The 12,738-nt window shown below is 66.8% G+C and carries 13 protein-coding genes; 3 read left to right on the top strand and 10 right to left on the bottom strand.

Translation table 11 applies throughout. The features are described from left to right. Position 1: 1 nt before the first annotated feature. Positions 2-472, bottom strand: coding sequence for a grhN (locus CJ179_RS11390; RefSeq protein ID WP_257015445.1), 471 nt, complete (start codon positions 470-472; stop codon positions 2-4). Positions 473-575: 103 nt separating this feature from the next. Between CJ179_RS11390 and CJ179_RS11385 the strand changes: the two genes are divergently transcribed. Next, positions 576-1,709, top strand: coding sequence for a helix-turn-helix transcriptional regulator (locus tag CJ179_RS11385; RefSeq protein WP_095861553.1), 1,134 nt, complete (start codon positions 576-578; stop codon positions 1,707-1,709). 10 nt (positions 1,710-1,719) lie between these two features. On the opposite strand, the gene lexA is transcribed toward CJ179_RS11385, so the two are convergent. The 4 genes from lexA to CJ179_RS11365 form a co-directional block, all read right to left on the bottom strand. Next, a complete protein-coding gene (gene lexA / locus CJ179_RS11380; RefSeq protein ID WP_072947245.1) occupies positions 1,720-2,382 on the bottom strand; it encodes a transcriptional repressor LexA in 663 nt (220 codons plus the stop codon). Between the two features lie 103 nt (positions 2,383-2,485). Further along, positions 2,486-4,807 carry a LuxR C-terminal-related transcriptional regulator gene (locus tag CJ179_RS11375; protein WP_072947246.1) on the bottom strand — a complete coding sequence of 774 codons (2,322 nt, stop codon included), beginning with the start codon at positions 4,805-4,807 and terminating at the stop codon, positions 2,486-2,488. A gap of 107 nt (positions 4,808-4,914) precedes the next feature. Then, positions 4,915-5,808, bottom strand: coding sequence for a hypothetical protein (locus CJ179_RS11370; protein WP_095861552.1), 894 nt, complete (start codon positions 5,806-5,808; stop codon positions 4,915-4,917). A 105-nt stretch (positions 5,809-5,913) separates the two neighbouring features. Continuing rightward, the gene (locus tag CJ179_RS11365) at positions 5,914-7,176 is read right to left on the bottom strand and encodes a CdaR family transcriptional regulator (RefSeq protein WP_072947248.1); all 1,263 of its coding nucleotides are present in this window, start codon (positions 7,174-7,176) and stop codon (positions 5,914-5,916) included. Positions 7,177-7,437: 261 nt separating this feature from the next. Between CJ179_RS11365 and CJ179_RS11360 the strand changes: the two genes are divergently transcribed. Next, positions 7,438-8,289, top strand: coding sequence for an NAD(P)-dependent oxidoreductase (locus CJ179_RS11360; RefSeq protein ID WP_095861551.1), 852 nt, complete (start codon positions 7,438-7,440; stop codon positions 8,287-8,289). A gap of 136 nt (positions 8,290-8,425) precedes the next feature. Beyond that, positions 8,426-8,752: a hypothetical protein gene (locus tag CJ179_RS11355; protein WP_241031391.1), complete on the top strand. Its 327-nt coding sequence runs from the start codon at positions 8,426-8,428 to the stop codon at positions 8,750-8,752. 109 nt (positions 8,753-8,861) lie between these two features. Here the strand turns inward: CJ179_RS11355 and CJ179_RS11350 are convergent, their stop codons facing one another. From CJ179_RS11350 to CJ179_RS11330, 5 genes are all read right to left on the bottom strand, one after another. Further along, positions 8,862-10,097, bottom strand: a complete 1,236-nt coding sequence (locus CJ179_RS11350; RefSeq protein WP_095861694.1) for an RNA polymerase sigma factor — start codon at positions 10,095-10,097, stop codon at positions 8,862-8,864. Next, positions 10,094-10,417: a YciI family protein gene (locus CJ179_RS11345; RefSeq protein WP_095861550.1), complete on the bottom strand. Its 324-nt coding sequence runs from the start codon at positions 10,415-10,417 to the stop codon at positions 10,094-10,096. The genes CJ179_RS11350 and CJ179_RS11345 overlap by 4 nt, the downstream gene beginning before the upstream one ends. Before the next feature lie 170 nt (positions 10,418-10,587). Next, entirely contained in the window at positions 10,588-11,079 is a 492-nt protein-coding gene (locus tag CJ179_RS11340) for a dihydrofolate reductase family protein (RefSeq protein ID WP_257015443.1), read from the bottom strand. Positions 11,080-11,364: 285 nt separating this feature from the next. After that, a complete protein-coding gene (locus tag CJ179_RS11335) occupies positions 11,365-11,847 on the bottom strand; it encodes a hypothetical protein (protein WP_095861549.1) in 483 nt (160 codons plus the stop codon). Next, positions 11,847-12,605: a ParA family protein gene (locus CJ179_RS11330; protein WP_072947251.1), complete on the bottom strand. Its 759-nt coding sequence runs from the start codon at positions 12,603-12,605 to the stop codon at positions 11,847-11,849. Before CJ179_RS11330 ends, CJ179_RS11335 begins: the two co-directional genes overlap by 1 nt. Positions 12,606-12,738: the final 133 nt, after the last annotated feature.

The raw sequence follows: 12,738 nt of genomic DNA, 5'->3' as shown, positions 1-12,738 counted from the left end.
CTCACTGATCGTAGTCGACGCGGATCAACGACCTGGCGATCCCGGCCAGGTCGGCTGCGGAAGGGACGTATCCACGGGAAACCTTCAGACCCAGTTCGAACGGCGAGGCCCCGTCGTCGAGAGCCGCCCGGAACGCTGCGCCGGCTTCGGCGGGCGTGACGTCGAGCAGCAGGGCACGGCCCCGTCGGACGCGGCCGTGTCGGGTCACCGTCACGGTTGCACCACCGGCGAAGTTGAACCGCCACGGCCGTTCGGTGAAGATCAGCGTCTCACCGTCGATGTCGTGAAGGCACACCGGTACACGCAGGGTGCGGCCGGTGCGGCGCCCGGTGAACTCGATCAATCCCTGGCGTCGAATTCGCCGGCCCGACCACCAGGTCGTGAGCACACGCCGCACCACCGGATTCACGAGCCGCATCAGTGCGGGCGGCGGCGGACTCAGACGTACGGTCGCGGTATCGGACTTGGACATGTCACCGACGCTATGCGCGGCGCGGCAGGGGTGCCATTCCATAAATGTGGTATTCCCGGCGGCCGATCCGGACTCGTACCATTGACGGGTGAGCGTGGATTCCATGCAGTGCGCGGCGGACAAGATCACACAGTTGTGCGCCGCACCGCGCGGCCTGATCGCGTTGTGGCAGGACGCGTCGGAAGTCGTTGCCGGGGTTGTCCCCTACTTCTGGACACCCTGCTGGTTCACTCTCGACCCGGTGTCGTTGCTGATGACCAGCCATTACCACCTCGGCATGGACGAGTTCCCCGGCGAATGGCTGGCCGCCGAGTACTACGAGGACGACGTCCAGTCGGTACCCGGCGTGATGCGTTCGGCTACTGGGCTTTCCACGCTGCACGATGCCGCCGGGGGTGATCCGTCGCGCAGCCCGCGCTGGCGCCGGAACCGCACGCTCGGCGGAGATCAGGAGTTGATCGCCCGCCTCCGCACCCGCTCGGGCGAGACCTGGGGAGCGCTGTCCCTCTACCGTGCCGAAGGCATGCCGATGTTCACCGAATCCGAGAAGTCTTTTCTCGCAGAGGTTTCGCCGACCCTCGCAGGCGGCGCCCGCCGCGCGCTGCTGTGCGGGCAGGCCGCGGAGCCGGAGTACTCCGATTCGCCGGGACTGATCGTGCTCGACGACCAGTGGGACGTCGAATCGGCCACCCCGGGTGTCGACCGGTGGATGGCGGACCTCCCCGGCGGAAACTGGGACCGAGGCGAGCTGCCGCCCGCGGTGATCACCCTCGCCGCCCGTGCGCTGCGCTCGGCAGAAGACCGCGATCACCTCGGCGAGGTCGCGCTCTCCCGGGTGCTCTCACGCTCAGGATCCTGGGTGGTGCTTCACGGTGCGTGCCTCTCCTCTACCGGGCGACGGCGGATCGCCGTGATCGTCGAGCCCGCGCATCCGAGTCGGCTCCATCCCCTGTTGATGTCGGCGTACGGGCTGACCGAGCGGGAGAAGGAAGTCACCACTCTGGTGCTGCAGGGGGCGTCGACGTCGCAGATCTCCGCCGAACTTTCCGTGTCCGCGCACACCGTCCAGCAACACCTCAAGAGCATCTTCGAGAAGACCGGCGTGCACAGCCGACGAGACCTGGTCGGCACGGTGTTCTTCCACCACTACGAACCACGGTTCCGTGACAACGAGACGCGAGCGCTCGCCGACCGGCCGCTCCGGGGTGGGCCCTGGCCGACGGATCGTCGCCGCTGAGAGGGCTTCCTCAGATCCGCCGCATCACGGAGACCACCTTGCCCAGGACGACCGCGTCGTCGCCGTCGATGACGGTGTAGGCAGGGTTACGGGGCTCGAGGAAGACGTGGCCGTCGCGGCGCCGGAGCACCTTCACCGTGGCCTCGCCGTCGATCATCGCGGCGACGATCTCACCGGAATGGGCCTCGTCCTGGCGGCGCACCACGACGACGTCGCCGTCACAGATCGCGGCGTCGATCATCGACTCGCCGCGCACCCGCAGCCCGAACACGGTGCCGGAGCCGACGAGTTCGCGCGGGAGCGTCAGCATCTCGTCGGCATGCTCCTCCGCGAGGATCGGCGCGCCGGCCGCGATGTCGCCGACCACCGGCACCGTCACGTTGTTGTCGGACGAGCGTCCCTGCTTCGCCTCGGACAGGAACGGGCGCACGTCCAATTGCCGGGCCATCGCCGAGCCTCGCTGGAGAAAGCCCTTTTCCTCGAGACTCTTCAGGTGCTTGGACACCGACGACGTCGACCGCAGGCCCACGGCGTCCCCGATCTGCCGGGTGCTCGGCGAGCATCCGTGTGCCGCCACCCAGTCCCGGATCGTGGCCAGAATCCGCTGCTGGCGCGGTGGCAGGGTGGAGGCGTCGAGGCCACCGAACATGTCGAGATCGTCGTAATCGGTCACCCGAGGAATCGTAGGGGGTGACGACAACCCCTTCGGCAGGGTGTGGGCGGGCGACCAGGAGCGCTGTCGCGCTCAGTCACCCGGGGCCGGCGTGCGATCAGCGTTACTCGCCGCGCTTCTGCTCGATGCTCCACGCCGCGATCTGCGCACGGGAGTTGAAGCCCAGTTTGGACAGGATGTGTTCCACATGCCCCTGCGCGGTGCGTTGCGAGATGACCAGCCTGGCCGCGATCGCCTTGTTCGTCAGGCCCTCGGCGACGAGTTCGGCGACCTGTTGTTCGCGTCGCGTGAGACTCGTCGCCCCCGGCTCGGCCGAGCTGTCGGAAGGTCCCGTCTCCTCGAGGGCAAACGCCGCGGCGTCGTCGAACCGCGTTCCGAGGCCCTGCCGGAACTCCGTCTCGAATCCGCGGTCACCGATCGCCTGCCGGGCCTCCTGCTCGAACCGGGCGTGCTCGACGTGTGCGTTCGGGAAAATCGTGCTCTGCCTCCCCACCGTGCGGGCAAGGGCCTCGGTGGCACCCATCAACCTGGCCGCGCGCCGCGGCGCCCCGTCGTCCACCGCAATCCACGACAGGAGCTCCAGACACCCCATCGCACTGATGCGGTCGTCCACCAACCGCGCGAGCTGCAACCCCCGCGTCACCAGATCCTTCGCACGGGAACCCTCGCCCCGCCGCCACGCCCCCATCGCCGCACCCCACAACGACCAGCCCCGGTACACCGATTCGCCCCGCGACTCGGTGACCGCCAGAATCTCCCGCTGACACTCCTCACTCCTTGCACGGTCTCCGGCCGCGTCACAAGCGAGCGCGAGCCCGAGCAGCGACCACATCAGATACAGCGGGTTGCCGTGCTCCCGGAACACGGGGAGCGAGGATTCGAAATACTCGCACGCTGCCGCGGACTCGCCGGTGAACAGCGCATGCCAACCGGCGGCATCGGCCATCAGCGCCCCGCCGAGACGATCACCGAGCTGCGCCGCCATCGCGGCTCCACGCTCGGCATACAGCGCCGACGCATCCGGGTCGCCGTTGAGCCCGGACAGCACACTGAGCACGTACAACGCCTTGATCCGCTCCACGTCGGCCGTGCCGCCCTGAACGGCCAGAAGCTGCGCGAGCCACCGCATGCCCTCCCGCAACCGGCCGCGCACCCGCCAGTACGGGTACAACGCCGCCGCCATGCGCAGCCCCGCCCCCGCCTCGGTCGGACCGGTCAGGCAGAACTGCAGCGCCGCACGAATATTGGGTAATTCGGCGTCCAGACGCACCAGCCAGCCCACCTGCCGCGAGCTGATCCATTCCGACTCCGCCCGCAGCACCAGGTGTTCGTACCAGTCCCGGTGCCGTCGCAACAGCGATGCGAACTCCCCGGTCTCCTGCAACCGTTCCGTACCGTAATCACGCAGCGTCTCGAGCAGCCGGTACCGCACCGTTCCCCCGGCCTCTTCCCGGATCAGAATCGACTTGTCGATCAACGACCCGACCACATCCACCACCTGGTCCGCCGCCGAGGTGTGGGCGCAGATGCCTTCGACCGCGTCGAGCGCGAAGCTGCCGAAGAAGACCGCCAGCCGGCCCCACAACTCCCGCTCGGCGGGCGAGCACAACTCGTGGCTCCAGTCGATACACCAGGCCAGGGTCTGCTGCCGGACCGGCGCGCCACGGCTGCCCGTGGTCAGCAGGCCGAAGCGGTCCGTCAACCGTCGCAGGATCTGATCCTCCGACATCGCCCGCAGCCGGACCGCCGCCAGCTCGATCGCGAGCGGCAGGCCGTCCAGTCGACGGCAGATCCGCGCCACCACGTCCTGATTGTTCTCGGTGATGGCGAAGCCCGGGACCGCCATCGCCGCGCGCTCGGCGAACAGACTCATCGACTCGTAGTGGTCGAACTCCCCGGCGGCCTGGGTCTGGCGGTTGGGGTCCGGCATGGTCAGGGGCGGCACCCGGAACACCGCTTCTCCCCCGATGCCGAGAGGTTCCCGGCTGGTCGCGAGAACCCGAAGCTCCGGGCAGGCGCGCAGAAGAGGACGGGCCAGGTCGGCGGCCGGTTCGACGAGATGCTCACAGTTGTCCAGCACGAGCAGCAGCTTCCGGGGCTCGAGATACTCGACGAGCAATGCCTCGGGTGCGACGCCCGCGCCCTCGCGCAGCCCCAACGCCGACAGCGCCGCGTCGACGACCGCACCCGGCTCGTACACCTCCCCCAACTCGACCAACCACACGCCGTCCTCGAACGCGCGAGCAGAATCGGCGGCGACCCGCAACGCGAGCCTGGTCTTCCCGACACCCCCGATACCGGTCAACGTCACGAGCCTCGACACCGACAGCAGACTGCGAACCTCGACGACCTCACGGCGACGGCCGACGAAACTCGTCAGCTCATGGGGAAGATTTCCCGCATTCGTCCTGTCACCGGGAGCCATGGAGCCGTCACTTTCATCTCACGCGCGCCTCCGACCAAGGTACCTCCGCAGAATCCGGATTCGCAGCGACGCGATCGAGGCGGCAGTGGGTCGAACCCGAAATCGGATCACTGAAAGTAGGACGCATAGTCACTGAAAGGAACCTGGCCGGTGGGGCTCGACCGTACGGCGTCGGCAACCGCCGCAGGAATGGGAGCCCAGTAGGCGGGCATCGCGGCCGCCAGGGACGGCTGCAGCACGTAGAGCAGTGCGAAGTTCACAATCCACAGCGGCGGCGCCATCGACATGCCGACCTCCGCGCTCACACCGCCCTTGGTGTTCGTCACCAGTTGAGCTTCGCCCGACATCTGTTGCGCTGCAAAGCCAAAGGCCGCTTGCACCGTGTACGCCGACTCGTACAGCGCTATCAGGGTGTGGGTCGCACCGTTGTTCCTCAACCAGGTGCCCACGAAACCGCCGGGAGCGATCAACGAGTTCACCTGCCTCGTCGGCGCGTCGGCGTTGGCCGGACTTTCCAGCAGTCCGCTCGGGTTCACGTAGAGCCCGTAGCTGGCCAGAACCGACGGCGTGTTGCGGCCGTCGACGTCGGAATAGAGGGGACGGCCGTTCGTGTTGGTGAGGATCCGGGCGCACGCATCGATCACCTCGGCGGCGTCGCTGCTGCCGCCGACTCCGCCGCCGGTGATGAGGTCGCGATACTGCTGCTCGGACAGCGCGTCGGACCGGTCGAGCCCGATCTGCCTGGCGATCTCGTCCGCCACCTGCTGACCGAGCGGCGCGTTGAGCTGACCCGGGCTCGTCACCTGCGTCGGCGCCAGACCCTCGTAGCCGGGGTCCCCGGAGAAGGGGATCGCGAACCCGGTGCCGACAGCCGGTTCACCGCCGGCCGTCCCGGCAGTTGCCAGGGAGAGAAGGCACACGCCCACCAGTGCCAGTACCGAGAACATCCTGCGGTGGGGGGTTGCTCCGCGTCGATGTCCCGCCAAACCTGTGCCGCGCATACGTCAACCTCCCAGAGCACCATCCGGCGAGATAACTTATGACCAGTCAAACGTCGCGGCTGACGCTGTGTCAAGACTTGCGTCACCCACCGCGGTGGCGGTGACCTAGTCCGGGATCAGGACCGCGGGTCCCAGCCATTGGCACACGAGCAGTGCGAGTTCGACGTCCAGCCGATCTCCGGTGAAGTCCTTACCCCGCACTTCGGCTGCCCGTTTCACTCGGTACTTCACCGAGTTGTGGTGGAGATCAAGCTCTTTTCCGGCAGCGACGTTGCTCAGGTTGTGGGCGAGATAGACCCGCACGGTCTCGCGCAACCTGGCCGAATTCTCGTTGTCGGCAGCGAGTCCGCGCAGAACGCCGCGCACCCAGGCGCGGGTGGCCACCAAGTCCTCGATCAACAGGGCAACCGTCGATACTCCGGGTTCGTCGTATGCGGTCACGACCGGTGCGCTCCGCCCCGCCGCAATGGCCACGGCTCGCGCACGTTGCGCTTGACCGTGGGACTGCCGGAAACCGTCGATTCCCGCGGCCGCGGCACCGAGCGCCACGACCAGTCCGGGATGCCTCCGCTCGAGGAAGTCGCACATATCTTCCTGCGCCCGCTCGGGACGTGCCCGTGAGCCGAGCGGAACCCACACCCAGCCGGTCACCCGGTCTGCGGCCACGAACAGCGGGTCGGCTACCGCGCCCACATGGCTCGCGAAATCGTGTGCCGCAGATTCGATTCGGGACAGCATGTCGGACGCATCGGAGTCGGAGCTCCAGACGATCGCGGCCAAGTGACTCTGCTGCAGAACATAACCCAGGGCGGCCCCTGCATCAGGAAGTGCGTTGCCCGCCAGAATCTCCTGAACACGCACGGCGCGGACACTGCTCCGATGAGCGAGCCACCGTTCCCTTTCGCGCTCGTACACGGTCACCACCTGCTGTGACACCCTGTCGATGTAGACAGACATGACCGTGATGATGCGTTCGAGCACCGGCATGCTGAGTTCCGGCTGCACCGAAGCTGCACGCAACTCGTCGAAAACCAGCCCGAGCAGATTGGTTTGCCCCAACCGATATGCGCGAACCAGTGCGTTGACGGGAACGCCATGCTGGGCGAGCCTTCTCGCATACTCCAAGGCGGCGGCCGGTGCGTCCAGATCCTCGGGAGCGATGTTGTGCTGCAAGGTATGGAAGATCGTGTCGAGGTTGCCCTCCACGCTCGCCCCCAGCAGATCGAACAATTGGCGGTCCGCCCGCAGATCCGGGATCTCCGCGTAGAGCACGCTGGTGATGTCCGCCGTCAGCGACACCAGCCGCTCGTTGAGCGAACGCGCGATTCTGGCAACAAGCAATGCGGCTCGTTCCTCGTTCGATGCCATGCGAAGACAATATCGGTCTTCGGTGCCAATGGACGACGAATCCCCCAACCATCACCTCAGGCGTTCCCTACCTGGATATTTGCGAATCAGCGAACCCAATTTCCTCGACACCCGACTGTCGCGCTATTTGTCCTTACCGGACAAATAGGCGAGCATTCTTGATTTCTCCAGGACGTCGCCACGGTCTCGAATGCTCCCTATCGTGGAGTCGTTCGGTCAGCCGCCACTCCGCACGGGCCGCCACAGACGAAGGAATCAACCTTGAACGACCCCAGCAATTTCCGAGGAAGAACCACAGTCATGTCCGGAGGGAGCCGCGGCATCGGTCTTGCGATTGCGCGCGCAATCGCACGCCGGGGCGGGAACGTCGTCCTGCTGGCCAAGTCCGGCACTCCCGACCCCCGGCTACCGGGAACCATCCATACCGCGGTCAGCGAGTTGATCGAACTCGGCGGACACGCCCTTCCCGTGGTGGGAGACGTCCGCAATGACGACGACATCGCGGCGGCCGTCGATCTCGCCGTCGACCGCTTCGGCGGCATCGACATCGTGATCAACAATGCGAGCGTGCTCGACCTGTCACCGACCGAAGACCTCACACTCAAACGATTCGATCTGATGCAGCAAGTCAACGTTCGCGGCACTTTCGCCTTGACTCGAGCCTGCCTGCCCTACCTTCAGAAGTCCGCCAACCCGCACGTGATGACATTGTCGCCTCCCCTGAATCTGTCACAGCAGTGGCTGGGCGCGCACCCGGGCTACATGCTCGCCAAGTACGGAATGACGTTGGCAGCGTTGGGTATTGCAGCCGAGTACCGGAACACGAACCTATCCTGCAACTGTCTGTGGCCGCAGACCACGATCGCCACCGCGGCAGTCGGCAACCTGCTCGGCGGCCGGGACGGCCTGCACCACTCTCGGTCACCCGAGATCATGGCCGACGCGGCAATCGAACTCCTCAGCCGCCCCGCCGGCACCGACAACGGTAGAACCCTCCTCGACGTCGAGGTCCTCGCAGAGGCCGGGGTATCCGACTTCGCGAAATACGGCGGTGAGCAACCACTGACGGTCGACATCTTCGTCGACGGACCGGATCTCGCACACCACATGTGAGACCGACAAAGTACCGAGGCAAGTTACTTAGCAAAAAGAGCTAGCACTCACGCGGCATGAGTGCTAATTTCTTGGTGGGGTCTACGTCACAAACCGAGCCCGCCGACCCGATGCGCCATCCGTACGAAGGAGGATCATGACCGCCGCCGTCCCCCACAGCCCCCGTGCCGACAACTGCATGTCTTCCTCCGTCGACACCGACGAGACAGGGAAACAGCACGGTTCGCGGTTGCCTGCCGTCTCGATCGCCTTGGGGGCTGTGTCCGTTGCGTCGTTCTGGGTGGTCGGTCTCGGCTTCATCTTGGGAATAGCCGCGGTCGTCTGCGGCGCCGTCGCAACGTCGCGGTCCGCGGATGTCGACGACGAGGCAGCGTCGTTGCGGGCCCTGTTGGGCGTCGTCGCCGGGGCAGCGGGCATCACCGTCTCCGCGATTGCCCTCTTCCCCATGCTGGCGCAACTGTGAACCGCGCTCGTGGCTTCTGCATGCCCGGTTGATGTCGGGTAGGAGCAAGTGTTCGGAATCTTCACGGGCACCGCGTCGGCCGTATGTGGCGGGCCGGGATCGGTGGGCGCTACCGCAGTTGGTCGCGGCGTCGTGTCAGGTAGGCAGTCTCGGCGGTGTTGCCGGCCAGATCGATGGCTTTGTCGTAGGCGGCGCGCGACTGCTCACTACGACCCAATCGGCGTAGCAGGTCGGCGCGGGTGGCGTGGTAGGCGTGATAGCCGGCCAACTTGTCCTCGAGACGGTCGACGGTTGCCAGTGCCACCTCCGGGCCGTCGAATTCGGCGACGGCGACGGCCCGGTTGAGTGCGATGATCGGCGAGGGGTCGATGCGGGCCAGTTGGTCGTAGAGGGCGAGGATCTGCGACCAGTCGGTGTCGCGCATGTCGCGGGCGGAGGTGTGGACGGCGTTGATCGCGGCGAGGATCTGGTAGCGACCCGGAGCCACCCCGGCGGCGGCAGCGGCCAGGCGCTCGCGCACCAGCCGGTGCCCCTCGGCGATCAGTGCCGCGTCCCAGGCCCCGCGGTCCTGCTCGTCGAGAGCGACCAGTTCGCCGCTCGCCGACACCCGGGCGGTGCGGCGGGCCTCGGTGAGCAGCATCAGCGCCAGCAACCCGGCCACCTCCCCATCGTCGGGGAGCAGGTCCCGGATCAGGCGGGTGAGCCGGATCGCCTCGGCGGTCAGGTCGTCACGTACCGGATCGGCGTCGGCGCCGGTGCTCAGGTAGCCCTCGTTGAACACGAGGAACAGCACAGCGAGGACACCGGACACCCGTGCGGGGAGATCGTCGGCGGACGGCACTCGATAGGGGATACGTGCCGCCTTGATCTTGTCCTTCGCGCGGGTGATCCGCCGCCCCATCGCACTCTCGGTCACCAGGAACGCGCGGGAGATTTCGGGCACGGTCAGACCGCCGACCATGCGTAACGTCAGCGCCGCGCGGGTTTCCATCGCCAGCGCCGGGTGGCAGCAGGTGAAGATCAGCCGGAGCCGGTCGTCGTCGATGGCGCCGAGCGGCTCGGGCGGGTCATCGTCATGCACCACCTGAGCCTCCTTGTTCTTGTCGTCGCGCTTGTTCTCGCGCCGGATCCGGTCGATCGCCTTGTGGTTGGCGGTGGTGGTGAGCCAGGCTCCGGGGTTGGGGGGCACGCCGTCAGCCGGCCATCGCTCGACGGCGGTCGCGAACGCCTCGGCGGCCGCGTCCTCGGCGATGTCGAGGTCGCCGAAACGCCTGGTCAGTGCGGCGACTACCCGGGCCCACTCCTCGTGGTGGGCCCGGGTGACCGCCTCACGGGCGTCGCTCAGTGGAATGGCCGCACCTCGATCTTGCGATCGCAGATCTTCGACGCCTCGGTGGCGAGTGCGAGCGCCACATCCAGATCGGGGGCCTCCCAAACCCAGACGCCGGCAAGGTACTCCTTCGACTCCACGAACGGCCCGTCGCTGAACACCGGTTGCTCGCCCCGGTTGTCGATGACCGTGGCCGTGGTGGTGTCTGCGAGTCCGCCGGCGAAGACCCAGTAGCCCTCGGCAATCAGTCGTTCGTTGAACGCGCTGATGCCAGGCTGCCGGTCCATGCTGCCGGGATTGCTCTTGTCGTCGATCACGGAAACCAGATATTGCATCGGAAGATCCTCTCCTGTGGTGGTGTACCGGTTGGGGGACGTCACGCCGTCGCGTACCGGGGGCGCCCGGCCGGCCGGAAGACCTGGATCGTCACGCCCTTCGAGTCGACTCGCGACTCCACCAGTTCGAGTGCAAGGTCCGGTCCGGCCTGCGGGAACAACCGCGCGCCCTAGCCGAGGACCACGGGAACGACGATCAGGGTCATCTCGTCGACCAGATCGTTCTGCAGCAACCACCGGGTCAGTTCGCCGCTGCCGTGCACCTGCAGCTCACCGCCCGGCGTGGCCTTCAGGTCCGCGATGGCGGTGGCGAGGTCGTCGGACAGGACGGTGGTGTCCGGCCATTCGGGATCGGCGAGCGTGGTCGATGCCACGTACTTGGGCTGTGTGTTCAATGCCCGCATGACGGGCTCCCAGCCGGGGACGTCCTGCTCCGTCAAAGACCCCCAGGAGCCGGCGAACAGCTCGTAGGTCCGGCGGCCGAGCAGGAACGCGTCGGCGCGCTGGTAGGTCTCGTTGATGAACGCGTGGGTCTCGTTGTCGCCCTTGCCCCGGGCCCATCCGCCGCGCTCGAATCCGTTTCTGCGGTCCTCGTCCGACGCGCCGCCGTTGCCCTGCATCACTCCGTCGAGGGTGACCTGGGTCATGGTGGTGAGCTTCATGGTCGCGGTTCCTTTGCCTCGGCGCCGCCCCTCGTGGGCGGCCTCACCCCGTCCACGAACGCCACCGCCCCGATCGGACACCGCGTCCCGGATTTTTTCGAGGAACTTTTCCGACACCGGTGCTTCGGGCGCATGCTTCATCGGCGACCAGGCGATCTGCGCTCGACAAAAGCGCGCCGGTTCAGATGCGTATTTCGTGCGGCAGCGCGGCGGTATCGGCTGCCGCGTGCAGGCCTTGCAGCGCCGCTTTCCCAGGTGCGCGCGCGCCGCTACCGGCAGGATGGCTCAGCGGCGTGGTCTCCGGACAGTTTCGGCGTTGCGCGGGGGGAAGGGTTCGCAATTGTTGTACCTGCGTTCGAGAACGGCGAGGTAGTGGGTGAGGGCTTCGTCGACGAGGTCGGACCAACTCTGGGGGGCGCCGGCGATGTGGCCGATGGCGGCGACGGCGTCCTTGCCGTGCTCGACCCTGGCGGTCTCGATGGAGACGGAAACCTGCTTCTTGCCTGCGGGGGCCCGTTTCGCGGTCATCTTTTCCTCGCCGAGAGCTCCTACTTGCGCGACGTCCACGCACTGTTCGACGAGGTTCGGCAGCCGCCGCTTACGGCGTTCGAGGGGGTTGCTCACGAGTCCGGGCTCACGTGTCACGCCCACCAGGAGCTCCTTTCGACGTGTCCGCGAGTACGTCCCGTCCGGGTGGGCGCCTGCGCGGGCCTGTTCGCGGCGTTCGAGGGGGTTGCTCGCGAGTCCGGGCTTACGTGTCGCGGTCATCAGGGCATCCTTTCGACGAGTTCTCGGGCGGCGTCGCGGTAGGCGCGTGATGCGGAGGAGGACGGTGCCCACCTGACGACGGGTTCTTCGGCGCTGTAGCTTTCGCTGACACGGACGGACTTCGGGATGATGGTGCGCATCGTCTGGTCGGGGTAGGTCTCGCGGAGCGCGGCGAGGACCTGCTGGTCGATGACCTGGCCGAGTTCGACGCGGCCGCACAGAATGTGATTGAGCCGCGCGGTGGGGTTGAGCAACTCGACCTGCTGGGTGATGTAGTTCTCGATCCGCATGAGCGCTTCGAGTTCCATGGCGCCCGTCATGACAGCGGCGAGCACTTCGGTGCAGGCGACGAGTGCGCTGATCGTCAGGTGGTCGAAGTCTCCGGGGCAGTCGAGGAGGTTGAAGTCGACATCGGGGGCGCCGGCGAGGGCCTTGCGCAGGATGCCGTGGGCACCGGGCTTCTTGAGGAAGTAGGGCCCGACGGAATCGAGTTCCTTGGTGGCAGGAACGAGGTGGATCCCGGACGCGGTGATGGTGGTCGCTTCCTCGATGCTCGCCACCAGCATGAGTACCGACAGGACATCGTTGTCGACCGCTTCGGGCGTGGCGCCGAGCCAGGTAGTGGCGTTGCATTGCGGGTCGAGGTCGACGACGCGGACGGTGTAGCCGGCTTCGACGAGGGCCTGGGCGAGGTTGACCGTGCTCGTGGTTTTGGTCGAGCCGCCCTTATGGTTGACCACTGCGATGGTGCGGGTCATGGTGTCCCTTCGGTTAAACATACTGAGGTATCTCAAGATACTTAACTTCGGCGCGACACGCGGACGAGCCGCCGATCTGAGCCGTGTTGCCGGGGACCCGGTCTACGCACCGCATGGTTTCGGGTCGAGTGGC

It is taken from the genome of Rhodococcus sp. ACS1, assembly GCF_002300155.1.
In the GTDB taxonomy this organism is placed as follows: Bacteria; Actinomycetota; Actinomycetes; order Mycobacteriales; family Mycobacteriaceae; genus Rhodococcus_F; species Rhodococcus_F koreensis.
This window is presented reverse-complemented; position numbering and strand designations above follow the sequence as displayed.

Excerpts from the sequence above, each read along its gene's own strand:
- CJ179_RS11365 (WP_072947248.1), bottom strand. The coding sequence starts at position 7,176 with ATGGCATCGAACGAGGAACGAGCCGCATTGCTTGTTGCCAGAATCGCG.
- CJ179_RS11385 (WP_095861553.1), top strand. The coding sequence starts at position 576 with ATGCAGTGCGCGGCGGACAAGATCACACAGTTGTGCGCCGCACCGCGC.
- CJ179_RS11390 (WP_257015445.1), bottom strand. The coding sequence starts at position 472 with ATGTCCAAGTCCGATACCGCGACCGTACGTCTGAGTCCGCCGCCGCCC.
- CJ179_RS11345 (WP_095861550.1), bottom strand. The coding sequence starts at position 10,417 with ATGCAATATCTGGTTTCCGTGATCGACGACAAGAGCAATCCCGGCAGC.
- CJ179_RS11330 (WP_072947251.1), bottom strand. The coding sequence starts at position 12,605 with ATGACCCGCACCATCGCAGTGGTCAACCATAAGGGCGGCTCGACCAAA.
- CJ179_RS11340 (WP_257015443.1), bottom strand. The coding sequence starts at position 11,079 with ATGAAGCTCACCACCATGACCCAGGTCACCCTCGACGGAGTGATGCAG.
- CJ179_RS11375 (WP_072947246.1), bottom strand. The coding sequence starts at position 4,807 with ATGGCTCCCGGTGACAGGACGAATGCGGGAAATCTTCCCCATGAGCTG.
- CJ179_RS11335 (WP_095861549.1), bottom strand. The coding sequence starts at position 11,847 with ATGACCGCGACACGTAAGCCCGGACTCGCGAGCAACCCCCTCGAACGC.
- CJ179_RS11355 (WP_241031391.1), top strand. The coding sequence starts at position 8,426 with ATGACCGCCGCCGTCCCCCACAGCCCCCGTGCCGACAACTGCATGTCT.
- CJ179_RS11370 (WP_095861552.1), bottom strand. The coding sequence starts at position 5,808 with ATGCGCGGCACAGGTTTGGCGGGACATCGACGCGGAGCAACCCCCCAC.